We start from the raw sequence: 20,895 nt of genomic DNA on the forward strand, positions 1-20,895 counted from the left end.
TGGTGGCCGTCTGTGTGCTCTTCGCCGTCGTGCACACAGCGGTCACCGGCGCCGTCTCGCATCCGCGGAACTGGCTGGTCGCGTTCGCCTGCACCCTGCTCGGGGTGCGGGTGATCGGCCACGTCCGCAGGTCGTCCGTCGGGTGGCTGCTGCTGGCCATGGGCGTGTTCGGCGGCATCGCCGTCGCGGTCGCGGGCCAGCCCGCCGACCACCCCGCCCGATGGGTCGAGGCGTGGGTCTGGTGGCCCACGTACGCGTTGCTGCCCGCGGTGGCCCTGGTGTTCCCGAACGGCAAGCCGTTGAGCGGCCGCTGGTGGATCGCCATCGGCGCGTCGCTGTTCAGCGCTGTCGTGGGAACTGTGGGGATCGCCTGGGCTTCGTGGGGCGATCCCGCCTCGTTCTGGCAGTCGGGTGGCGGCGGGCTCGCGAAGACGATCACGCTGGTCGCCGTGCTGGCGGCCGGGGTCTCGGTGATCGCGGCGGTGGTGTCCTTGGCTCTGCGGTGGCGGAGGGCTGAAGGGGACGAACGCCGGCTGCTCGTGTGGGCGTTCGCGTTGCTGACGCTGGCGGGCGTGGCGACCGTCGTGGAGACGACGGACGGACACGTCGCGTGGGTCGTTGGCGTGCTTGCGTTTCCGGCTGCCGCTGTCATCGCCATCGTGCGGTACGGCCTGTACGACATCAGCCTGCTCATCCACCGGTCGTTGCTCTACGGCTCGTTGACCGTGGTCTTGCTGTTGGTCTACCTCGGCGTGATGGTCGGCGCGGGCGAGTTGTTCACCAACGACGCCGAGGTGATCGGGGTCGTGGCGGCGGGTCTGGCGTTCGCGCCGATCCGGTCGTGGATGCAGCGTCGACTGGATTTGTGGCTCTATGGCCAGCGTTCGGATCCTTATGCCGCGCTGTCGACGTTGAGCGAGAAGCTCGAACGGTCGCAGGACGTGCTTCCGACCGTGGCTGCCACTGTCGCCGAGTCGCTCAAGCTGCCGTACGTGGCTATTCGCGGTGGGTCGGTGCTGGCCGAGCACGGACGCAGTCGCGGGTGGCCGCAGCTGCGCTTTCCCATGACGTACCGGGGTTCGTCGGTCGGTGACCTCGTCGTGGAACCGCGTGCGCCTGACGAGCGGCTGAGCGACCAGGAGCTGAGCCTGCTGGTGGACCTCGCCCGTTCCACCGCACCCGCCGCGCAGTCCATCAAGCTCACCGCTGATCTGCAGCTCGCGCGCGAACGGCTCGTGCGTGCGCGCGAAGAAGAACGGCTGCGGTTACGACGCGACCTGCACGACGGCGTCGGACCGGCGCTGGTCGGCATTCGGTTGCAGCTCAAGGCCTTGCGGCGTTCTCTCGGCGACGTGCTCGACCCGGTGCTGGCCGACGTCGACACGACGGCCCTGGAGGTGCGCAGCCTCGTGGACGGGCTGCGGCCGCCGATCCTCGACCAGGGCCTGGCCCTGGCCGTGCGGGACGAGGCCGCCCGCTTCAACGGCGAGCTTCGCGTCGAGGTCGACGCCGAACCGATCGAGGGGCTGTCCGCGGCCGTGGAGGTCGCCGCGTACCGGATCGTCGCGGAGGCGTTGACCAACACCGCACGCCACTCGGGCGCGTCGTCGTGCGTGATCTCGGTGCGCGCGGACGGCGACCTCGTCGTGGAGATCGTGGACGACGGCCGGGGCGTCGCGGCCGGTTCCAAGCCGGGAGTGGGGCTCGACTCGATGCGAGAACGGTGCGCCGAGCTGGGTGGATCGTGCACAGTGGGACCCGCGGAACCACACGGCACTCGGGTGGTGGCGCGGATCCCGTTGGAGGCCCAGTGACGCGCGTTGTGATCGCGGACGACCACCCGGTGTTCCGGCGCGGCCTGAAGGCGTTGCTGGACGGCGAGGACGGCCTCTTCGTGGTGGGCGACGCGGCGGACGGCGAGGAGGCCGTCCGGGCCGCGCTGGAGTTGGAGCCGGACGTCGTCGTGATGGACCTGCACATGCCCGTGCTCGGCGGTGTCGAGGCGGCGAAGCGGATCCTGGAGGTGCTGCCGTCCGTCGGTGTCCTCGTGCTGACGATGCACGAGGACGACGAACTGGTGTTCGCCGCCATGAAGGCCGGCGCCCGCGGCTACCTGGTCAAGACGACCGACGACGACGAGATCGTGCGCGCCGTGCAGGCCATAGGAGCCGGTGAGGCGATCTTCAGCGCCACCATCGCCCAGCGGATGATGGGCTACTTCACCGCGATCTCGTCGTCCAAGGCGGTGCTGTTCCCGCAGCTCACGGACCGGGAGCGGGACGTGCTGGAGCTGATGGCGACCGGGCTCGACAACCCGTCGATAGCGCACCGGCTCAGCCTGTCGGGCAAGACCGTGCGCAACCGGGTATCCGCGATCTTCACCAAGCTCCAGGTGGCCGATCGCGCGCAGGCCATCGTGCGCGCCCGCGAGGCGGGACTCGGAAGTCCCACCTGAGTCGGGACACCGGTCACCTGACGGCGGGACTGGTCCCTCGTTTGGATCGGCGGCATCCGCCGAAGGGGGCCCGATGGACATCACCTGGGACGTCGCTCACGCGCGACTCAGCCACGACAGAATGCTGCACGTAGCCCAAGCGCTCATCTCGATGCGCCCGGAGACCGTCACGCTGGGCGGCGGCGAACCGCTCGGGGTGCCCGGCCTGTTCGAGATCGTCGAACTGTTCCGCGAGGCCGGCATCGACGTCGTCCTGCGCACGTCCGGCAAGTCGCTGCACCCGTCGATGGTGCGGACCCTGCTGGAGTCGTGCTCGCGCATCGAGGTGTGCGCCATGGCGTTCACCCACGCCATGCACGCGTTGCACCTGCTCGACATCGGCGCGGCGAAGCTGGGTGCCCATGCGGTGTTCGGGCTCGACGCCACCGGCATCCGGCGCGGGTTCGACCGGCTGGAGGACTTCTGCGCCACCACGGCGTTCGAACTGCCCCGGCTGGCGTTCATCGCGTTCAGCGACACGATCGGCTCGGACCACGCGCAGTACCTGCAGTCGCTGGCGCCTCAGACCGTGCGGGTGACGGTCGAGACCGCGAACACCTCCGTGGTCAGAGCGAGTTGAGCAGGGCGCGCCAGGCAGGGGTGGAGAACGCGAGTACCGGACCGCTCGCGTTCTTCGTGTCGCGGACGAGCGCGTCCTGGGCCAGCGACACCTCCACGCAGCTCTCCGGAGCGCCACCATTGCTGTAGGTGCTCTTACGCCAGATCCGTTCCGCTGCCATGGGAATCCTCTCGAAGGCCGCTGACGTACTCCGCCAGCTTGCGCTTCGATTGTTCCGCATCCAACGCGACGGCATCCAGCCGCTGAAAGAGCCGCTTGGCCCGTGCGACGGCGACAGTGTCCTGCGCCCACACCTGAGCCGTGTCGGAGTCGCTGTAGACGACCGGCGCCGCCTTGCCGAACTCGTACAGCGTGGCCGGGGAGCGGAAAGCGCACACGTTCGCGGGCACGATCCTGAGGATGTGGGTGTTGAAGAGGAGACGCAGGTACTGGTCCTCACGAAGGCGCGCGTCACCGAACGGCATCCGCAGGGCCAGCTCGTGCAGGTAGAAGACGCACTCCGGGCGGTTCGGCCGCCTCATGATCGTCTGCCGGTCCATGCGCGCCCGGACGAGCGCCTCGATGTCGTCGGGCGCCTCGATGTGGGAGTCGATGAACAACTGCCGCGCGTATCCCTCCACCTGCAGGAGGCCGTGAATCGTCAGCATGTCGAACGAGGAGATCCTCGTCGTCATCGCCTCGGTCATCGCGATCGTGCGCACGTTGTCCGGTACCTGAGCGAAGAACAGGTCGAAGGCGTTGTAGTAGCGACTGCGGAACTCGTTGGCGAAGTCGATGTCCTTGCCGCACGTCGCCAGGTACTGCACGAGATCGACCTCGCTCGCCCGCACCTTGCCGAGTTCGATGTCGGACACCTTGCTCGGGTCCCAGCCCAGTCGGATGGCCATCGCGCGGCCGTGGAACGAGGTGCACGTCTCCCTCAGGCGGCGTAGCTCATCGCCGAGATCCCGGCTGTACGGGGTGGAAGTGGTCGCAGTCATGCTGAGTGACCGTAGGGATTGGTTTCACTCCATGCCACGGGCTCGTTCGGGTGAAAACGTAGTGGCCTATGGGCGCGTGTGGCACGCACGGCGCCATAGGCTCTGACCTGCACGTTCACCGCATCGTGGAATGGCATTCGAACACCTGTTCATGCCACGATCAACCCATGCCACCACTCGCACTCGCCTCCCCGCTTGAGCTCCTCGACGAGCTCAGGCGGAAGGTCCGTGCGCTGCAACGGCTTCAGTTCCAGGTGCTGGAGCTGATCGGCGCGCTAGATCAGCAGGGCGCCGCGGAGTCGTTGGGGTACAAGGATCTCGTCGAGGTCTTCAAGCACACGTTGCGCTGGGATCCCAGGGTGTCGCGCCGCAGGATCAAGCAGGCGCAGGCCCTGTGCCCGTCGGTGACGCCCACCGGTTCCCGGATCGCCCCGGCGCTGCCCGGTGTCGCGGCCGCGATGGCCGAGGGCGAGCTGTCCGAGGACCACGTCGAGGTGCTGGCCGAGGCGATGGCCGGTCTCCCCGCCGTGGCGGAGGAGCACGTCGTCGGGTACGCGCTGCAGCACGAACCGCGGTCCGCGAAGGCGTTCTGCAAGGAGCTGGCCTACCGGCTAGACCAGGACGGCCCCGAGCCGAAGGAGCCGGAACCGGCGCGGGCCAGGAACTCGCTGCGGCGGCAGTGGAGGGGTGGCCGGTACCTGCTGTCCGCCGACCTGGACGCGGAGACGGGCGCGAAGCTCGACGCGCTGATCGACCCACTGGCCAAGCCAGAGCCGAACGACCCGAGGCAAGCGCCGGAGCGGGAGGGCGACGCGCTGTGCGAGGTCGTCGACCTGGCCCTGCGCGGCGCCGGCAGCAGGATCCACGGCGGCGAACGCGTCCAGCTGACGGTCACCGTCGACTACGACAAGCTGCGAGCGAACATCGGCACCGCACTGCTCGACAACGGCGAGCACCTCCCGATGAACCAGGTCCGCAAGATCGCCTGCGACGCGGGCATCATCCCCACGCTGCTGGGCAACCGATCGCAGATCTACGACGTGGGCCGCAGGACCAGAGCGATCAACGCGGGCCTGCGCCGAGTTCTCGTGGCCCGCGACAAGGGCTGCGCCTTCCCAGGCTGCACGAGGCCACCAAAGCACTGCCAGGCCCACCACATCAGGTTCTGGTCAGACGGCGGCACCACGAGCCTCGACAACCTCGTGCTGCTCTGCCGCCGCCACCACGACCTGGTCCACCACTCGGACTGGCAGGTGCGGATGGCCGCAGGCCTACCGGTGTTCCACCCACCCGCCTTCGTAGACCCGCACCGAAGACCAAGAACCAACCCACTCCACGCCGCGTAAGTGCGCAGGCGTGCGATGCCCAGGCCACCCAAACTCCCAGGACATCGCCCGCAGGGGTGCCCTCCCCAGGGTGCCCGCCCGCAGGTGCCCTCCCCAGGGGTGCCCGCCCACCAGGACGCCGTTCCAAGGACGTCACTCCCTCGACGTCACTCCAAGGGTGGCCCGCGTCCATCAGGACGCGGGCCCCGCATGGGCACCCGCACCCGCCCCAGTTCCCCCGGCTACCGCCACACCACCGAGCGTCGCCCACTGCACCACCTGGGTCTCACTGCACCACCTGGCTACCGCCGCGCTGCGCCGTGCCCCAGCACACCAGCCAGCGCTGCCCGCGCCGTGCCCGACCGCACCACCCAGCTCCCGCCGCGCCCACCGCACCACCCCGGCGCTGCCCGCGCCGACTCCCGCTGCACCACCAGTTCCCGCCGTGCCCAGCACACCACCCAGCGCTGCCCGCGCCGCGCCCGACCGCAGCACCCCAGCTCTCGCCGCGCCCGACCGCGGCACCCCGGCGCTGCCCGCGCCGGCTCCCGCCCCACCACCCGGCTCTCGTCGCACCTGGGGCGGCGAGTTCAGAAGATTGCGCTCCGGGACGCGAACACGTCCTTGACGTGGCTGTCCGAACCGAGAACTAGCCTGAGGAGGACGCGTGCCTTGCGCGGACACAACCACCCTGCCATCACCGCGCCACGCGCGATCAGGTCCGACTCGGACCCGACGAAACCGTAGGTGTCGCGGAACGTCGTGCCCGCGCCCGTCCGCGTCGCCACCACCACGGGGAACCGGGCGCGCGAGATCGCCTCCGCCATGCCTGCCGACACGTGCCCGACTCCGGAGGCGGCGACCACCGCGCCCTTGACGTCGAGCCAGTCGAGGAGGGAGCCGTCATCGTCCACAGTGGCCTCAAGCAGTGGCACCGCCGGCACGTCGAGAGGCCTGGGCAGCGCGGCTAGGCGGTGGGCGGGGTGGAAGTACTGCGGCGCGCCCTCGACGACGAGTCCGAGTGGGCCGGGGTAGGAGGTGAAGGCGTTCATGAGGCTGCTGTGGGTCTTGCGGACCCAGCGGGCGGCGTGGACCTCGTCGTTCAGCACCAGCAACGCGCCGCGGCCGCGGGAGTTCGACGCTGCGGCGACCGAGACGGCGGCTGTCAGGTTGGCGGGGCCGTCGGCGCCGGGGAGGCCTGGGTGGCGCATGGCGCCGGTGACGACGATCGGTTCGTCGTGTGGCCACAGGCAGTCGAAGAAGTACGCGGTCTCTTCGAGGGTGTCGGTGCCCTGGATGACGACGACGCCCGCAGCGCCGTCGAAGACCTGCTTCTCGGCCCAGTCGAAGGCTTCGAGCAACGTGGTGGAGGTGAGGGAGGCGCCGGGGATCGTCGCCAGGGTGGCGATCTCGCCCACTTCGAGGCCCTGGACCAGGTCCTGGGCGCCCAGGGTCGGTGACACCGCGCCGGAGCCCGTCATCGTGATCGTGCCGCCGAGCGATGCCACCGCCACCTTTGAGCTCATGCGAGCCACTCTAGGGTGGATGCCATGACCGGACACGCCTCCTGGCTGACCACTCCGATCACGACCGAACGTCTCGTGCTCCGCGAGTCCGAGGCGCGTGACCGGGAAGCGTTCGTCGAGCTGTTCTCGTCGCCCGAGGTGGGCACCTACATCGGTGGCTCGAAGCCGCGCGACGAGGTCGACCGCACGGCGCCTCCGATTCCGGGTCGGCGGCCTGGTTTCTTCGTGGTCGAACTCGACGGCTCGATGGTCGGCATCGTGTCGTTCGACGTGGTGGACGAGGAACGGTTGCTGGGCTACCTGTTCCTGCCGTCCGTGTGGGGCAGGGGTTTCGCGTACGAGGCGTGTTCGGCGGCGCTTGACTGGTACGCCGCCGCACACCCCGATGAGCCGCTCGCGAGCATCACCCAAACGGCCAACACGGCCTCAATGCGCCTCCTGGCGAAGCTGGGCTTCACCGCGGACAAGCGCTATGAGGCCTATGGCGCCGAGCAGTGTCACTGGCGCCAGTAGGTGATGTTGCGGAAACGGGCCTCCGCGCGGCCGCTGCCGTGGTGGTAGACGCCGTTCTTGAAATAGCGCGTGGCCGGGCCTTCGTCCTGGTGCGTCAGTTTCAGGGCGCCGTTGTAGTACGTCTTCACGGTGCCGCGGCCGCCGGCTACCGCGGTGTGTTCCACGCGGATCTTGAACCATTTGTTGTAGATGCCGGTGGCGATCACCTGGTTGCTGTCCTTGCGGAGGGTGCCGCCGTTGATGTTCGCGACGTTGAGCATCACGTCGGTGGCGCGGGTGCCGTCGGGGCGGCTGCCGCGCAGGATCTGCACGACGGTCGGGCCGCTGACGCCGGCCGGGATGTAGATCTCGCCCTCCCACGCGCGCGAGCCGCTTGAGTACTCCTGGTTGAAGCGGAGTTCGGTGCGCGGATCCGTTGGGCTGCCTGCGGTGTGCGGCTGGTCGTAGTCGTACACCCACATGGTGTGGACGCCGCCTTCGAACTTGTAGCGCGCGCTGGTGGCGAGGTTGTGCGGCTTCTGGACGGTGTAGGTGTACGGCGCCGACACCCACTGCGCCGAAACGTCCTGGGCAGACGGCGGCTGAGCGAGGGCGTGAGCCGCCGGGGCCACGAGCAGGGGTGCGGTCAACGCGAGGGCGAGCACGGAGCGTCGCGTGTGGAGTGCAGGGGTTTCCACGATGAATCCCTCCGACCTTCCATAAGTGGTCTGCACCACTGTGGGGATGGAAGGCGGAGGGATCAATAGTTCGTTCAGTTTCCGGAACAACGTTCAGATGGGCGAACTTTTCACATTCATGAATTCGCCGAGAAACGGTCCGTGGCGGCGCGGATCGCCTCGAACATGCTGCCGCCGCCGTGGCCGGTGTCGTCGAGGACCACCAGCTCGCTTCCCGGCCAGGCGCGGTGCAGCGCCCAGGCCGTGCCGAGTGGACCGCTCACGTCGTACCGCCCGTGGATCAGCACGGCGGGGATGCCGTGGAGCCGCTCCATGTTCCGCAGGAGTTGCTGCTCCTCCAAGAAGCAGCCGTGGGACCAGTAGTGGGTCACGAGGCGGGCGAAGGTCAGCTGGAAGTCCGGGTCGGCGACCGACAGAAACGGTTCGGCGTCGGGGGCCAGAGACATGTGCGTGTCCTCCCACAGACACCACCCCTGCGCGGCCCGAGCGCGAACCTCGGCGTCCGGGCTGTGGAGCAGGCGGCTGTACGCGGCGGCCAGGTCGCCGTCGCGTTCGGCGGGAGGCACGCCGTCGCGGAACCGCTCCCACTCGCGCGGGAAGACGCGGCCCATGTCGCGGGTGATCCAGTCGGTCTCGCTCCGGTCGCCCGCAGTCACGGCCGCGAGCACCAGCTCGGTCACGCGTTCCGGATGTGCCTGCGCATAGGCCAAACCGAGCGTGACGCCCCACGAACCGCCCTCGACGAGCCAGCGTTCGACGCCCAGGTGGACCCGGAGCGCCTCGATGTCGGCGATGAGGTGCTGGGTGGTGTTCGCGGACAGGTCGACGACCGGGTCGCTCGCCGACGGGGTGCTGCGGCCCGCGTTGCGCTGGTCGAACTGGACCACGCGGTAGCGGTCCGGGTCGAACAGGTTCCGCGTGCGCGGAGAGCTGCCCGACCCCGGACCGCCGTGCAGCACCACGGCGGGTTTGCCGTCAGGGTTGCCGGACGTCTCCCAGTGCAGCGAGTGGCCGTCACCGACGTCCAGCGTGCCCGACTCGATCACAGTCCGGCGCGGAGCTGGTCGAACGTCGGGAACCTCGTGGCGATGTCGCTGCCGGTGAAGTTGCCGATCCAGCCGTCGTCGTCGTGGAAGAACCGGACCGACACGTAGTCGGGTTCGGTGCCCATGTCGAACCAGTGCGTCGTGTTCGCCGGCACGCTCAGCAGGTCGCCCGCCGTGCAGTACACCGCGTACACCTTGTCGCCGATGTGCAGGTAGAAAACGCCTGCGCCACGGGCGAAGTAGCGGTCCTCGTCGTCGTCGTGCGTGTGCTCGGCGAGGAACTTGTTGCGGAACTCGACGGCCTTCGCCCGGTACTCGTCGGTGTCGGCCGGGGTCATCTCCATCGCGTCGACGTAGCCGTAGCCCTCCGTCTCGCTGACGCGGGCGATGTCGGACTCGAAGACCTGCAAGGCGTTCTCGGCGGTGACACCGTCCACAACGGACCACCGGCTGAAGCGCACGCCGTGCTCCTTGAGCGCGGTGGCGATCTCCTCGGCGTCGGTGGTGCGCAGCACGGTCTCCTCGGGGCCGGTCTCCGGCCACACGGTCAGCAGCGTCATGCGTTCCTCCCCGTAAAGATGTCTCGCGTCTCCACCTTGAAGCGCAGCAACCACTCCAGGCATTCCAGGCGGTGCCGGGCCTGCACCAGGTCGTCGCCCCACACGTAGACGCCGTGCCGGGCGACGAGCAGCGCCGGGACCTTCGGGTCGAAGCCCTTCTCGAAGGCGTCGCCCAGCCCGAGCATGTCCTGGGAGTTGCGGACGACAGGGATCACGACCTCCTCGTGGTCGTACCGGCCGAACCCCTTGAGCATTTCGAGGTCCTTGAGCACCACGCCGTCGGGCCAGTGCTCGGCCGCGACGACCGGCGCCAGCGCGTGAACGTGCACGACGGCGCCGGCTCCGGCCACGTGCGCGATCCGCGCGTGCAGACCGGCTTCGGCGGACGGGACCTTGTCGCTGTCCACGGCCTTGCCGTCGACGTCGATGACGACGCTGTCCTGCGCCGTGATCTCGCCCTTGTCGACACCGCTGACGGTGACGGCGAGGCGGAGCGGATCACGTTGCAGGACAACGGAGAGGTTGCCGCTGGTGCCGCGCATCCAGCCCATCTGGGCGTAGCGGACGCACTCGCGGGCGAGCTCCGCCGTCACGAGAGCTCCCAGACCGTCGGGTGGGGCGTGAAGTCGGCGTTGCCGTAGGGCTCACCGGCGCGCGCGACGCCGACCGTCTTCCAGCCGGCCTCCTGCGCGGCGTGCAGCTCGGCCGGGACATCGCTGTAGAAGGTGATGTCGTCGGACTTCAGCGTCTCCGCGATCTTGTGGTACGACGCGGCTTCGCGCTTCGGGCCGGCGTTGACCGTGTCGAAGTGGTGCTCCAGCAACGGGGTCAGGTCGCCGTCCGTGGTGTGCTGGAAGAACGCGACCTGGCCCGCGACCGAGCCGCTGGAGAAGATCGCGAGCCTGATGCCGTCGTCGTGCCACTTGCGGATCGCGGGGACGACGTCCGGGAAGAACTCCGCCACCAGGTCGCCCTGCGCGTAGCCCTGCTGCCAGATGAGGCCCTGCAACGTCTTGAGGGGCGTGACCTTCTGGTCGGCGTCCATCCAGTCGTGCAGCGCTTTGACGACGTCGTCGTGGCCGCTGAGCTCCTTGATCTGCTTCACGGCGTCGGCGACCACCGGGTCGTCACCGTGCTGCTCGATCCACGGCCCGAGCCGCGGGCGGGCGTAGTCGTACAGGACGACCAGCACCTGGTCCGTCGCGCTCAGCGTGCCCTCGATGTCGAGCACGACCCACTTGCTCACCGCTGTTCTCCCTCGTAGTACTTGTCGAGCTCACCGGCGCCGTAGACGCCCCGGTCCGTCACCACGTCGGTGACGAAGCGCGGCGGCGTCACGTCGAACGCCGGGTAGTGGCCTTTCACCCTGGGCGTGGCGCTCGGCCTGCCCAGGACCTGCAACACCTCGGCACCGTCGCGGTACTCGATCTCCACGTGGTCCGTCGTGGGCGCCAGCAGATCGGGTGCCTGCACTTGGGCGTGGAACGGCACTCCGAACGCGTGCGCGGCCACAGCCAGTCCCAGTGTGCCGACCTTGTTGACGACGTGCCCGTCCATGGTGACGCGATCCGCCGCCGTCACCAAGGCGTCCACCTCGCCGCTCTGCAGGACCGCGGCGCCCATGCCGTCCGTGATGAGCGTGGTGTCGACGCCCATCTCGATCAACGTCTCCGCGGTGAGCCGGGCTCCCTGCAGGTAGGGCCGCGTCTCGGTGCAGAAGAACCGGAGCGTCTTGCCCTGCGCCTTGGCCGCCCTGACCGTTTCCGTCAGGTACAGGTCGGCCCAGCAGTGCGTCATGACGGTGGCGTTGGCGGGCAACAGGTTCGCGGTGTGCTCGCCCAGCGCCTGGCTCTTGGCGCGGTACCGGCGATCGCCTTCTTCGGCGCCTTGCAGGGCGTGTGTCACGTCCCGCGCGGCGTCGACCGCCTCCAGGACGACCTTCGTGGCCTTGCGCAGTGCGTTGTTGGTGCGCCTCGTGTTCTCCAGCAGCTGAGCGGTTTCACCCAGCCGTGCGCGGGCCTGGTCGAACGGCAGGCCTTCGAGGGTGCGCGCCTTGAGCACCATGCCGTACAGGACCGCGAAGTACGGGCCGGAGGACTGGGTGACCATGTCCTCGACGGCCCGCGCGACGTCCTCGGCCGTCCGGCACAGCACCCAGTTCCGTTCGAACGGGAACTGCCGGCGGTCGAGGATCAGCACGCCGTCGTCGGTGAGCCGCACCGAGTCGGCGAGCACCGGCTGCATCAGCTGTACCCGGTGTGGGCGGGACGCGCGCCGGTCAGGAAGTGCTCGCCGACCTCGCGGGCCTTGTAGACGACCGGGTCGTGCAGCGTGAGCGTGCGCGCGTTGCGCCAGAAGCGGTCCACGCCGTACTTGGCCGCGGTTCCGCGTGCGCCGACCTGCTCGAAGATGCGGCTGGTGACCTCGTTGACGAGCTTGGTGCTGACGACCTTGGCCTCGGAGATCGTGACGGCGACCTCACCGCGCTTGGCGGGCGTGAGGTTGCGGCCCAGCTCACTGGCCTCGTGGAGCTGGCGGGCGGCCTCGTCCGCGAGCAGTCCGGCGGCCCTCGTCTGGGACACCATCTCGCCGTACGCGACGACGATGTACGGGTCCTCGGTGGCGGCCTCGACGCCGCTGACGAACCACGGGCGGGTCTTGGTGCGGGTGTAGTCGGCGGCCTCGGCGAGCGCGCCCTCCGCGATGGCCACGTAGAGCTGGGCGAGCACGAGCTGGAAGCCGATGGCGGCGAGGCTGAGGCGCGGCTCCTCGTTGGCCGGCTGGACGCCGAGGATCTCCGAGACCTGGACGTTCTCGAAGTTGACGCCACCGGACGCGGTGAGGCGCTGACCGATGTTGTCCCAATCGTCCAAGTAGGTGATTCCGTCGGCCTTGCCGTCGAGCAGGAACGTGAGCTTCTCGCCGTTGTCGGTGCGGGTCGCGCTGACCACGAGGCGGTCGGCGACGGCGGCTCCGGTGGCGAAGGTCTTGCGGCCGTTGAGCGTGTACCCGCCGTTGCCGTCGGGGGTGAGTTCGAGCGCCGCGTCGAGGGGGTTGCTGACTCCGGCCCAGAACTGGTCGGGGTGGACGGTGAACTGCGCGTCGAACAGCCCGCTGCGCCAGATCTGCAGGTAGTGGTACCCGAGGAGGTGTCCGGTGTTGGCGTCGGCGGCTCCGATGATCCGCCCGATCCGCTGCTGCTGCGCCCAGTCGGCGACGTTGAGCAGGCCGCTCTGCCGGAGCAGTTCCACCTCTTTGGCGGGTGGCTGGTTGGCCCGGTCCCTGTCGGCCGCGTCGGACCTGAGCGTCGCCGCCACCTCGTGCGCGACGTCCAGCCAGTTCGTCATCCCTGCTCCTCTCGGTGGTGCCCGGTCCAACTTACTTCTTCACACCACCGGGCTAACCACGATGTGAGAGAGACCCGCGCCTGGCAGACTGCGCGCGAACCTCGCTCTGGCGGGGGTCCATCATCTAGGGAGCAATCGGTATGGCGCAGGGCACCGTGAAGTGGTTCAACGGCGAGAAGGGCTTCGGATTCATCGCGCAGGACGGCGGCGGTCCGGACGTGTTCGTGCACTACTCGCAGATCTCCGGCTCGGGCTTCAAGTCGCTGGAGGAGCAGCAGCGCGTGGAGTTCGAGATCGGCCAGGGTCAGAAGGGGCCGCAGGCGCAGGACGTCCGCGCCATCTGATTTGAGCTCTTGGAGGCCCGTCCGGCGTTGGCGCCGGGCGGGCCTCTTTTTGTGCTCTGACCAGGAGTTTCTCAAAATTGTCAGACCCGCCTGTCATGGTGATCACGTGCTTCGTACGGAAGCTCACGACCACCGAAAGGCCGGTACCGCCGTGCGCATCGTCGCAACGTTTCGCGCCGAACTTCCCAGCCAGGTCCCTGACCGGAGGCTCGGGAGGGCTCTCGGGGGCCGGCGGGTCGACGCGGCGTCCCGCGCTCCCCGTGGGCCTTGGGGAGGAGCGGGGATCGCTCGGCCGTCCGGGCGGGGTTGACGGTGCAACGGCGGCCCGTGGTGAGAGGGACTGGGTAGCGCCCCGCACACGGCACAGGCGCCGCGGCCCGTCGGCCACGACGCCTGTCTTTCCCGCCGCGGGATGTCGACGAGGAGTGCTCGGCAGGAGCCCTGCGAGCGAGTGGCAACCGAGGGAGTCGAACCCTGCGCGGCTTGTGAAGGCGGCGCCCGAGTACCGGCCCTAACCCTTCGGTCGGGCGACGGCTGCCGTGGAGTTGTACTGCTCTTTTCGTGCGTTGTTCTCTGCTCTGTAGGAGCGGCTCACGACGTGTGGGATACCCGAAGTGTTAAACGTCCAAACGCTTGAAGCGGTTTCATGTTTCACCCGGATGGACGACCCTGGGCACCATGCGATACCTCCCTGCCATCGCAGCCCTGCTGCTCCTTCCCCTGGTGCCCGCCACCGCGCAAGCGGCGCCGGCAGGCACGTTCTACGTCACCAGTGTCCGTACCGGCCTCAACGTCGCCCAGAGCGGCAGTGGACTGGCACTGCACCGCCCCAAGGGCAACGAGGACCGCCAGCAGTGGCGGCTGAGCGACGGGAGGTTCGAGAACACCGACTCGCCGGGTCAGTGCATCACCCGTCAGCTCACCATGGGTTCGTGTTCACAGGGGGATACGGTTCACGAGCCGCGTCAGTTCGGTGATCAATGGGAATTCTTCAGCCTCAGCGGTGAGTCGCGCTGGTACCTGACGCCGGTCGTGAGCCCGACGTCGCCCATGCCGGCGGATCCGCGGCTGGACCAGATGACGTTCCTGACGTCGCACAACGCCTACGCGAACGGCGTGGACGGCGGGTTCGCGCCGCCGTTCGTCAACCTCGCCAAGAACCAGACGCGCGGCATCGTCCAGCAGCTGAACGACGGCGTGCGCGGCTTCATGCTGGACATCCACCAGACGTCCGACGGCGCGATCCTGTGCCACAACAGCTGCACGCTGGTGAGCAAGCCGGTGGCGCTGAACGTGGACGTGCAACGGATCGTGGACTTCCTGCGCAACAACCGCAGCGAGATCGTCACGGTCTTCCTGGAGGACTACGTCGACGCGAACACCCTCAGGGCCGAGCTGCGGAAGGTACAGGGGCTGGGCGATGTCCTGTACCGGGCCGAAGGCGTGCAGCAGAACGGCTGGCCCACGCGCAGCCAGATGGTGAGCTCCGGCAAGCGGTTGCTGATCTTCACCGACCACGGCAAGGACGGGCGCGAGGACTCGGGTGTGCTCTACCAGAAGGACTGGACGGTCGAGAACTACTGGTCGATGGGTTCGGGACTGGGCAGCTCCGACTGGTCCTGCTACTCCCGATGGGATGAAAAACCCCTCACGGCGACCGGCAGTTTCCAGCCTTTGTTCGTCATGAACCACTTCCGCGACGTTCCGTTCACGAGCACCGCCACGACGGACAACGGCAAGCTCGCCAACCGGGCGCAGCAGTTCTGCCAGCCCGCGGCCAGGAAGAAGCCGAACTTCCTGGCGGTCGACCACTACGACCTCGGCGGCGCGGCGCAGGCCGTCGGTCAGTTGAACTCATACGTATATGGGCCGTAGCCCAAATGTTGGGAGTTGTACGCTCCGCGCATGGCCTCGATCCTGTTCACGCGCGGAGCGCCCTCTCTCGACATCATCGACCAGGAAGGCCTGCGCGAAGCGGCGCAGAAAGCCTTCACGGACGACCCCGGCGGCACCTTCGCGTACGGCACGAGCGTGGGCTACGTGCCGTTGCGCACCTGGCTCGCGGAGCAGCACGGCGTGGAGCCGGAGCAGGTGCTCGTCACCAACGGCTCGATGCAGGCCGACGCGTTCCTGTTCGAGCTGCTCGTCAACAAGGGTGACGACGTCGTGGTCGAGGCTCCGACCTACGACCGCACGCTGCTGAACCTGCGCCAGCGCGGCGCGAACATCCACGCCGTCGAGCTGGAGACCGACGGCATCAACGTCGACGCGCTCGAGAAGCTGCTGGAGAGCGGTGTGCGCCCGAAGCTCGCGCACATCATCCCGAACTTCCACAACCCGGCCGGCTACACGCTGTCCGAGGCGAAGCGCGCGCGGCTGCTGGACCTCGCGGCCAAGTACGACTTCGTGCTGTTCGAGGACGACCCCTACGTCAAGGTGCGGTTCGAGGGCGAGCCGCTGCCGACGATGCTGTCGCAGGACAAGAACGACAAGGTCGTCTACGCGTCGTCGTTCTCGAAGACGATGGCGCCCGGCATCCGCTGCGGTTACCTGGTGGGCCCGAAGGCGACCATCAAGGCCGTCCAGGACATCGCCACCACCACGTACATCTCGCCGAACATGGTCGCGCAGTCGATCGTGAACTCGTACTGCCGCTCCGGCCGTCTCGACGAGTCGGTCGTGAACGTCCGCACGGCGTTGCGCGCTCGCAGGGACGCCCTTGTCGCCGCGCTCCAGCGCGAACTGCCGGAGGCGGTCTTCACCGCGCCGCAGGGCGGCTACTTCATGTGGGTCGAGCTGCCGGGCGTGTCGATCGACAAGCTGGTGCCGGTCGCGAAGGAGCACGGCGTCGAGTTCGTGAAGGGCTCCGACTTCCTGCTGGAGGGCGGCGACAACGCCATCCGCCTCGCGTTCTCGGGTGTCACGCCGGAGCAGATCGACGAGGGCATCACGCGCCTCGCCGCGGCCGTTCGCTCGCTCTGACCTGCGCTTCCAGGTGTTCCGGCAGCTCCCGTCGCTGCCGGAGCGCCTGACGCAACCGGGGTAACGCCGCCCCGAAGGCCTTCGGGTCCTTCAACGACGCCGCGAGCGCCCGTTCGACCGGCCGCCGCATCCACGCGGCCAGCACGGCGTCGCGCCGTTCGGCCATCTCCCCGCCCGGTTCGCGTTCGACGGCCGGAGGGCGGTGCGCCACCACGTCCGCGGTGTGGCAGAGCGTCCATCCCGCCGCCGCGAGATCCCAGGGCAGCAACGTTTCCTCGCCGCGCGAGGACAACACGTGGCTAAACCCTCCCGCCTCGACGAACGCCTGCCGCCGCACGATCGCCGCGCAGACCGGGAATCCCAGCACCGCCGGTCCCTCCACGCCGTTCGCGGGCAAGCCGTGGCGCAGCAGCGGATCCAGCTCCTCCGAAGGTCCCACGAGCGTGCGCCCCGCGACGAGCCCGAGGTCGGGGTGCGCGTCGAAGATCGGCTCGGCGCGTTCGAACGCGTCGGGCGCCCACCACGAGTCGTCGTCCGCGAAGGCCACGAACGGCGTGAGCGCCGAACGCACCCCGTGGTTGCGCGCGGCCGCCCCGAGATCGGCAGGCGACTGCAGCACGGTGGCCTTCGGAAAGTACCGCCGGACTCGCGCGACCGTGTCGTCGGTGGAAGCGTTGTCGACCACGATCACCGGCACCGCGAGCTCGCTGAGGCGCGTCAGGGTCCGCAGGAGGCTGTCCGCGCGGTTCCTCGTGGCGATGACGACGGTGGTCCGGGCCATGACCTCCGTCTACCCCGAACTCAGACGCTGACACCTGACATTTACTGACACGAAATATGGCAGTTACTGACTTTCTTCGCTACGGTGACTGCGTGGACACCTTGACCACCCGTGCCGCGAAGGACCTGCGCACCCGCCTCGCGATCCAGGAGGCGGCCATCACCCTGTGCCTCGACAGGGGTTTCGCCGCCACGTCGACCAAGGCGATCGCCGACCGCGCGGGCGTCTCCGAGCGCACGCTGTTCCGCACGTTCGGCACCAAGGCCGCGATCTTCTGGTACGACGCGTTCCTCAGCCGTGTCGTCCGCGCGCTCGCACCGGACCCCGATCCCGTTGCCGCGCTTGCGGAAGCGGTGCGCACCGCCATCGACACGATCACGCCGGAGCAGTGGGCGCTGGAGCTCGGGCGCCGCGCGGTGATCATCTCCGAACCCGACCTGATCGCGACCGGCACGCAGGAGCTGAGCACCGGCGCCCAGCAGATCGCGACGATCCTCACCCCACCGCTCGCGTCCCCCGCCCAGGCCTTCGACCTGCTGCTCTTCGCGCGGTTCGCGGTGGCGGGCATGGGCGTGGTCCCGGTCCACGCGGACACCACGCCGACAGCCTGGGGCGCGGAACTGGAACGCGTGGTGCACAAGGCCGCGCACGGCGCGTTGGAGAGGCCATGAAGCTCATCACGGATCCGAACACCCTCGCCGGACTCAGCCACGACGAGGCCGAGTGGGCACCGGCGGGCACGCCGCACGCCGCGTTCCGTCCGGAGTCCACAGAGGACGTTCAGGAGGCCGTCCGGCACTGCGCCGAGCGGAACATCCCGATCGTGCCGCGCGGCGCGGGCACGGGTCTGTCCGGTGGCGCCAACGCGGTCGACGGCTGCCTGGTCCTCGACCTCAGCAGGATGAACGAGGTCCTGGAGATCGACGCGGACAACCTGCTCGCCGTCGTGCAGCCGGGTGTCGTCAACGACGACCTGAAGAAAGCCGTTGCGGCGCAAGGACTCTGGTACCCGCCGGACCCGGCCAGCTCGCCGTGGTCGACGATCGGCGGCAACGTCGCCACGAACGCGGGCGGCCTCTGCTGCCTCAAGTACGGCGTGACGCGCGACTACGTGCTCGGTCTGGAAGCCGTGATGGGTGGTCCCGTCGAGTACGGCACGGCGGTGCGGCTCGGCCGGCGCACCACCAAGGGCGTCGCCGGGTACGACCTGACCAGCCTGCTCGTCGGCTCGGAGGGCACGCTCGGCGTCGTCACCGAGGTCACCGTGCGGCTGCGCCCGGCCCCGCGTCCCGCGGACACCGTCGTCGGCGCGTTCGACAGCCTCGTCGCAGCGGGTCAGGCCGTTGCCCTGGCCACCGGTCGCGGCCTGCAGCCCGCCGCGCTCGAACTGGTCGACCGCGCGTGCCTGCAGGCCGTCGAGGACTGGAAGCACCTCGGCATCGAGCCGGACACCGAGGCCATGCTGCTGGCCCGCGCCGAGACAGCGGAGGACGCCGACGGCCTGGTCGCGGCCTTCACCGACGCGGGCGCGGTCTGGACGGAGCGGTCCACCGACTCGACCGAGGCAGAGGCCCTCTTCGCCGCCCGCCGCCTCACCTACCCGGCACTGGAACGCCTGGGTCCGCTGCTCACCGAGGACGTGTGCGTGCCGCGTTCCCAGGTGCCCGCGATGCTCGCGCGCATCGAGGAGATCGGCGCGCGCCACGGCGTCCGGATCGCCACCATCGCCCACGCCGGCGACGGCAACCTGCACCCGTTGCTGATCACCCCGCCCGGCGACGACAACGCGCGCGTCGCGGCGCAGGCGGCGTTCGAGGACATCATCGACCAGGCCTTCGAACTGGGCGGCACCGTCACCGGCGAGCACGGCGTCGGCCTGCTCAAGCGCGACGGCATGATCCGCGAGCTCGGCCCCGCCGCCCACGCCGTCCACCTGGCGATCAAGAACACCCTCGACCCGCTGAACGTCTTCAACCCGGGCAAGGCCTAAGGAGCTCGCATGTTCGTTCCCGTTGACGGTGGCGACCTCGCCGTCGAGACCCACGACGGCGACACCGCGCCCGTGCTGGCGATCCACGGCGTCAGCGGCAGCCGCGAGCTGTGGAACTGGGTCGCCGCCCACAGGATCTCGCTGATCACGCCCGACCTGCGCGGTCGCGGCGACAGCCACGAGGTGCCGGGGGCCACGATCCGGCAGCACGCCGACGACATGGTCCGCGTGCTCGACGCCCTGGAACTCCCCTCGGCGACGGTGACGGGCATGTCGATGGGCGGCTATGTCGCCGTGGACCTCGCGGTGCGCTACCCGGAACGAGTGCGCGCGCTCGTACTCGTGGACGGCGGCTTCCCCATGGCCGCCCACGGACAGATGACCGAGGAGATCCTCACGGCCGCCCTCGCCCCGCAACTGGCGGCCCGCGAACGCACGTGGACCGCCGACGAGTACCTCGCCGTGCAGGCGATGGTGAACCCGCTGGTCGACGCCACCGACCCGTTGGTCCGCGAGTACTTCGCCCACGACCTGACCGACGACGGCCACCTGCGCCTGCCCGCGGAGACCCTGCTCGCCGACACCCGTGACGTGATCTTCGGCCCGTCCCGCTGGCAGGAGCTGACCGTGCCTACCTGGTTCGTGCACGCCGAGTGGAGCACCGGCCCGGACAGCCCGCCCGCCTACACCGCCGAGCAGGCCGCCGGGTTCCGCGCCGCGCTGCCCGTGCTGCGCGAACCGGTGCTGATCAACGAGGTCGACCACGGCGGCACCGTGATGACGCGCAAGGGGGCCGCCGTCACGGCAGAGGTGCTGGCGGAGGCTTTGAAGTAGCCGAGTCTCGTGCACCACACCCCTTGGACCTGAGCCTGCCTCCGAGTTAGTGTGTACACCAATGATTAGTACACCAAGCGTTCCGGAGAACCCCCTCGAACTCGAGCGGCAGGTCTGCTTCGCGCTCGCCGTTGCTTCCCGCACGGTGATCGCGGTCTACCGCCCGATCCTGGAGCCGCTGAACCTCACGCATCCCCAGTACCTGGTGATGCTGGCGCTCTGGGAGCGCTCGCCGCGCACGGTCAAGGACCTGAGCAACGCGCTGCAGCTCGACCCCGGCACCCTCAGCCCGCTGCTCAAGCGGCTGGAGGCGATCGGGTACGTCGAGCGGCAGCGCGACAAGGCAGACGAACGCGCGCTCGCGCTCACGCTGACCGAGACGGGGCAGGAACTCCGCAACGAGGCGCTCAAGATTCCCTTCAAGGTCGTGGAGCAGCTCGACATGACGTTCGAAGAGCTCGCGCAGCTGAACCAGGTGCTGCACAAGGTGATCGCCAAGGCCACCCGATGACCGGCACGATGAACCCCGCGCTGAAGGTCTGGTACTACGCGGGCGGCAGGATTCCGCAGCGGTACAGGGAGTTCGTGCTCGACGACGTGACCGGTCCGAAGTGGTTGCTGCGCTTCACGGTGCGCAGTCTCGTGCAGGTCACGCCGCTCACGACGGCCATCACGCTGGCGCTCGTGTTCGGGCTCGGTTCGCCGTGGCCGCTGGCAATCGCGTGCGGTGCGCTCGGATTCGTTGTAGGACTGTACTTCGCGCTGTCCTATGCACCTGAAAGTGTGGACTACCGGCTCACGAAGTACGGGTACCCGAGAGGCACGGCGACTCAGGGGCGCCGTGAGCGCAACGCCGCAAAGGACCGCGAGAAGCAGGCGAAGTACGACGCGGTCTGGCGGCGATCCGAAGGGTAGA

24 protein-coding genes are annotated in these 20,895 nt (G+C 69.0%); 13 read left to right on the forward strand and 11 right to left on the reverse strand.

The window, feature by feature from the left end; all coding sequences use genetic code 11:
- Nucleotides 1-2 precede the first annotated feature (2 nt).
- The 3 genes from ACFWN2_RS20140 (at nt 3) to ACFWN2_RS20150 (ending at nt 3,074) form a co-directional block, all read left to right on the forward strand.
- Nucleotides 3-1,814: a sensor histidine kinase gene (locus ACFWN2_RS20140; RefSeq protein ID WP_382429289.1), complete on the forward strand. Its 1,812-nt coding sequence runs from the start codon at nt 3-5 to the stop codon at nt 1,812-1,814.
- Nucleotides 1,811-2,455, forward strand: coding sequence for a response regulator (locus ACFWN2_RS20145; protein WP_382429291.1), 645 nt, complete (start codon nt 1,811-1,813; stop codon nt 2,453-2,455). Before ACFWN2_RS20140 ends, ACFWN2_RS20145 begins: the two co-directional genes overlap by 4 nt.
- Nucleotides 2,456-2,528: 73 nt before the next feature.
- Nucleotides 2,529-3,074 carry a hypothetical protein gene (locus ACFWN2_RS20150; RefSeq protein ID WP_382429293.1) on the forward strand — a complete coding sequence of 182 codons (546 nt, stop codon included), beginning with the start codon at nt 2,529-2,531 and terminating at the stop codon, nt 3,072-3,074.
- On the opposite strand, the gene ACFWN2_RS20155 is transcribed toward ACFWN2_RS20150, so the two are convergent.
- Both ACFWN2_RS20155 and ACFWN2_RS20160 read right to left on the reverse strand, forming a co-directional pair.
- Nucleotides 3,061-3,234 carry a DUF397 domain-containing protein gene (locus ACFWN2_RS20155; protein ID WP_382429295.1) on the reverse strand — a complete coding sequence of 58 codons (174 nt, stop codon included), beginning with the start codon at nt 3,232-3,234 and terminating at the stop codon, nt 3,061-3,063. The genes ACFWN2_RS20150 and ACFWN2_RS20155 overlap by 14 nt on opposite strands.
- A complete protein-coding gene (locus tag ACFWN2_RS20160; RefSeq protein ID WP_382429297.1) occupies nt 3,209-4,054 on the reverse strand; it encodes a helix-turn-helix domain-containing protein in 846 nt (281 codons plus the stop codon). Before ACFWN2_RS20160 ends, ACFWN2_RS20155 begins: the two co-directional genes overlap by 26 nt.
- 167 nt (nt 4,055-4,221) lie before the next feature.
- Between ACFWN2_RS20160 and ACFWN2_RS20165 the strand changes: the two genes are divergently transcribed.
- On the forward strand, nt 4,222-5,400 hold the full coding sequence (locus ACFWN2_RS20165) for a DUF222 domain-containing protein (protein WP_382429299.1): 1,179 nt from the start codon (nt 4,222-4,224) through the stop codon (nt 5,398-5,400).
- A gap of 569 nt (nt 5,401-5,969) precedes the next feature.
- Here the strand turns inward: ACFWN2_RS20165 and ACFWN2_RS20170 are convergent.
- Nucleotides 5,970-6,905 (reverse strand): asparaginase, encoded by a 936-nt coding sequence (locus ACFWN2_RS20170; protein ID WP_382429301.1) that lies wholly within the window; start codon nt 6,903-6,905, stop codon nt 5,970-5,972.
- Nucleotides 6,906-6,929: 24 nt separating this feature from the next.
- On the opposite strand from ACFWN2_RS20170, the gene ACFWN2_RS20175 reads away from it, so the two are divergent.
- Nucleotides 6,930-7,418, forward strand: coding sequence for a GNAT family N-acetyltransferase (locus ACFWN2_RS20175; RefSeq protein ID WP_382429303.1), 489 nt, complete (start codon nt 6,930-6,932; stop codon nt 7,416-7,418).
- Here the strand turns inward: ACFWN2_RS20175 and ACFWN2_RS20180 are convergent.
- The 7 genes from ACFWN2_RS20180 to ACFWN2_RS20210 all read right to left on the reverse strand — a co-directional run bounded on the left by ACFWN2_RS20180 (nt 7,403) and on the right by ACFWN2_RS20210 (nt 13,048).
- Entirely contained in the window at nt 7,403-8,095 is a 693-nt protein-coding gene (locus ACFWN2_RS20180; protein ID WP_382429305.1) for a polysaccharide lyase family 7 protein, read from the reverse strand. The genes ACFWN2_RS20175 and ACFWN2_RS20180 overlap by 16 nt on opposite strands.
- 116 nt (nt 8,096-8,211) lie before the next feature.
- Entirely contained in the window at nt 8,212-9,141 is a 930-nt protein-coding gene (gene pip / locus ACFWN2_RS20185) for a prolyl aminopeptidase (RefSeq protein WP_382429307.1), read from the reverse strand.
- A complete protein-coding gene (locus ACFWN2_RS20190) occupies nt 9,138-9,701 on the reverse strand; it encodes an acireductone dioxygenase (RefSeq protein ID WP_382429309.1) in 564 nt (187 codons plus the stop codon). The genes pip and ACFWN2_RS20190 overlap by 4 nt, the downstream gene beginning before the upstream one ends.
- Nucleotides 9,698-10,294 (reverse strand): methylthioribulose 1-phosphate dehydratase, encoded by a 597-nt coding sequence (gene mtnB / locus ACFWN2_RS20195; protein WP_382429311.1) that lies wholly within the window; start codon nt 10,292-10,294, stop codon nt 9,698-9,700. Before mtnB ends, ACFWN2_RS20190 begins: the two co-directional genes overlap by 4 nt.
- Entirely contained in the window at nt 10,291-10,947 is a 657-nt protein-coding gene (gene mtnC / locus ACFWN2_RS20200) for an acireductone synthase (RefSeq protein WP_382429313.1), read from the reverse strand. The genes mtnB and mtnC overlap by 4 nt, the downstream gene beginning before the upstream one ends.
- Nucleotides 10,944-11,945, reverse strand: coding sequence for a s-methyl-5-thioribose-1-phosphate isomerase (locus ACFWN2_RS20205; protein ID WP_382429315.1), 1,002 nt, complete (start codon nt 11,943-11,945; stop codon nt 10,944-10,946). Before ACFWN2_RS20205 ends, mtnC begins: the two co-directional genes overlap by 4 nt.
- Nucleotides 11,945-13,048, reverse strand: a complete 1,104-nt coding sequence (locus tag ACFWN2_RS20210) for an acyl-CoA dehydrogenase family protein (RefSeq protein ID WP_382429317.1) — start codon at nt 13,046-13,048, stop codon at nt 11,945-11,947. Before ACFWN2_RS20210 ends, ACFWN2_RS20205 begins: the two co-directional genes overlap by 1 nt.
- Nucleotides 13,049-13,188: 140 nt before the next feature.
- Between ACFWN2_RS20210 and ACFWN2_RS20215 the strand changes: the two genes are divergently transcribed.
- The 3 genes from ACFWN2_RS20215 to ACFWN2_RS20225 all read left to right on the forward strand — a co-directional run bounded on the left by ACFWN2_RS20215 (nt 13,189) and on the right by ACFWN2_RS20225 (nt 16,374).
- Complete coding sequence (locus tag ACFWN2_RS20215; protein WP_030479286.1) at nt 13,189-13,392, forward strand: cold-shock protein; 204 nt, start codon at nt 13,189-13,191, stop codon at nt 13,390-13,392.
- Nucleotides 13,393-14,070: 678 nt separating this feature from the next.
- Nucleotides 14,071-15,267, forward strand: a complete 1,197-nt coding sequence (locus ACFWN2_RS20220; RefSeq protein WP_382429320.1) for a PI-PLC domain-containing protein — start codon at nt 14,071-14,073, stop codon at nt 15,265-15,267.
- 30 nt (nt 15,268-15,297) lie between these two features.
- The gene (locus tag ACFWN2_RS20225; RefSeq protein ID WP_382429322.1) at nt 15,298-16,374 is read left to right on the forward strand and encodes a PLP-dependent aminotransferase family protein; all 1,077 of its coding nucleotides are present in this window, start codon (nt 15,298-15,300) and stop codon (nt 16,372-16,374) included.
- On the opposite strand, the gene ACFWN2_RS20230 is transcribed toward ACFWN2_RS20225, so the two are convergent.
- Nucleotides 16,340-17,155 (reverse strand): glycosyltransferase family 2 protein, encoded by an 816-nt coding sequence (locus tag ACFWN2_RS20230; RefSeq protein WP_382429324.1) that lies wholly within the window; start codon nt 17,153-17,155, stop codon nt 16,340-16,342. The two genes, ACFWN2_RS20225 and ACFWN2_RS20230, sit on opposite strands and share 35 nt — an antisense overlap.
- A 92-nt stretch (nt 17,156-17,247) precedes the next feature.
- Between ACFWN2_RS20230 and ACFWN2_RS20235 the strand changes: the two genes are divergently transcribed.
- The 5 genes from ACFWN2_RS20235 (at nt 17,248) to ACFWN2_RS20255 (ending at nt 20,894) form a co-directional block, all read left to right on the forward strand.
- Complete coding sequence (locus ACFWN2_RS20235) at nt 17,248-17,826, forward strand: TetR/AcrR family transcriptional regulator (RefSeq protein WP_382429326.1); 579 nt, start codon at nt 17,248-17,250, stop codon at nt 17,824-17,826.
- Nucleotides 17,823-19,145, forward strand: a complete 1,323-nt coding sequence (locus ACFWN2_RS20240) for an FAD-binding oxidoreductase (RefSeq protein ID WP_382429328.1) — start codon at nt 17,823-17,825, stop codon at nt 19,143-19,145. Before ACFWN2_RS20235 ends, ACFWN2_RS20240 begins: the two co-directional genes overlap by 4 nt.
- A 9-nt stretch (nt 19,146-19,154) precedes the next feature.
- Complete coding sequence (locus ACFWN2_RS20245) at nt 19,155-19,979, forward strand: alpha/beta fold hydrolase (protein WP_382429330.1); 825 nt, start codon at nt 19,155-19,157, stop codon at nt 19,977-19,979.
- 61 nt (nt 19,980-20,040) lie between these two features.
- Nucleotides 20,041-20,490, forward strand: a complete 450-nt coding sequence (locus ACFWN2_RS20250) for a MarR family winged helix-turn-helix transcriptional regulator (RefSeq protein ID WP_382429332.1) — start codon at nt 20,041-20,043, stop codon at nt 20,488-20,490.
- The gene (locus ACFWN2_RS20255) at nt 20,487-20,894 is read left to right on the forward strand and encodes a DUF5313 family protein (RefSeq protein WP_382429334.1); all 408 of its coding nucleotides are present in this window, start codon (nt 20,487-20,489) and stop codon (nt 20,892-20,894) included. The genes ACFWN2_RS20250 and ACFWN2_RS20255 overlap by 4 nt, the downstream gene beginning before the upstream one ends.
- The last annotated feature ends 1 nt before the right edge of the window (nt 20,895 follow it).

This window comes from Lentzea sp. NPDC058436, assembly GCF_042721515.1.
GTDB lineage: Bacteria > Actinomycetota > Actinomycetes > Mycobacteriales > Pseudonocardiaceae > Lentzea.

Excerpts from the sequence above, each read along its gene's own strand:
- ACFWN2_RS20150 (WP_382429293.1), top strand. The coding sequence starts at position 2,529 with ATGGACATCACCTGGGACGTCGCTCACGCGCGACTCAGCCACGACAGA.
- ACFWN2_RS20155 (WP_382429295.1), bottom strand. The coding sequence starts at position 3,234 with ATGGCAGCGGAACGGATCTGGCGTAAGAGCACCTACAGCAATGGTGGC.
- ACFWN2_RS20160 (WP_382429297.1), bottom strand. The coding sequence starts at position 4,054 with ATGACTGCGACCACTTCCACCCCGTACAGCCGGGATCTCGGCGATGAG.
- ACFWN2_RS20165 (WP_382429299.1), top strand. The coding sequence starts at position 4,222 with ATGCCACCACTCGCACTCGCCTCCCCGCTTGAGCTCCTCGACGAGCTC.
- ACFWN2_RS20170 (WP_382429301.1), bottom strand. The coding sequence starts at position 6,905 with ATGAGCTCAAAGGTGGCGGTGGCATCGCTCGGCGGCACGATCACGATG.
- ACFWN2_RS20175 (WP_382429303.1), top strand. The coding sequence starts at position 6,930 with ATGACCGGACACGCCTCCTGGCTGACCACTCCGATCACGACCGAACGT.
- ACFWN2_RS20190 (WP_382429309.1), bottom strand. The coding sequence starts at position 9,701 with ATGACGCTGCTGACCGTGTGGCCGGAGACCGGCCCCGAGGAGACCGTG.
- ACFWN2_RS20205 (WP_382429315.1), bottom strand. The coding sequence starts at position 11,945 with ATGCAGCCGGTGCTCGCCGACTCGGTGCGGCTCACCGACGACGGCGTG.
- ACFWN2_RS20210 (WP_382429317.1), bottom strand. The coding sequence starts at position 13,048 with ATGACGAACTGGCTGGACGTCGCGCACGAGGTGGCGGCGACGCTCAGG.
- ACFWN2_RS20215 (WP_030479286.1), top strand. The coding sequence starts at position 13,189 with ATGGCGCAGGGCACCGTGAAGTGGTTCAACGGCGAGAAGGGCTTCGGA.
- ACFWN2_RS20220 (WP_382429320.1), top strand. The coding sequence starts at position 14,071 with ATGCGATACCTCCCTGCCATCGCAGCCCTGCTGCTCCTTCCCCTGGTG.
- ACFWN2_RS20225 (WP_382429322.1), top strand. The coding sequence starts at position 15,298 with ATGGCCTCGATCCTGTTCACGCGCGGAGCGCCCTCTCTCGACATCATC.
- ACFWN2_RS20230 (WP_382429324.1), bottom strand. The coding sequence starts at position 17,155 with ATGGCCCGGACCACCGTCGTCATCGCCACGAGGAACCGCGCGGACAGC.
- ACFWN2_RS20240 (WP_382429328.1), top strand. The coding sequence starts at position 17,823 with ATGAAGCTCATCACGGATCCGAACACCCTCGCCGGACTCAGCCACGAC.
- ACFWN2_RS20245 (WP_382429330.1), top strand. The coding sequence starts at position 19,155 with ATGTTCGTTCCCGTTGACGGTGGCGACCTCGCCGTCGAGACCCACGAC.
- ACFWN2_RS20250 (WP_382429332.1), top strand. The coding sequence starts at position 20,041 with ATGATTAGTACACCAAGCGTTCCGGAGAACCCCCTCGAACTCGAGCGG.
- ACFWN2_RS20255 (WP_382429334.1), top strand. The coding sequence starts at position 20,487 with ATGACCGGCACGATGAACCCCGCGCTGAAGGTCTGGTACTACGCGGGC.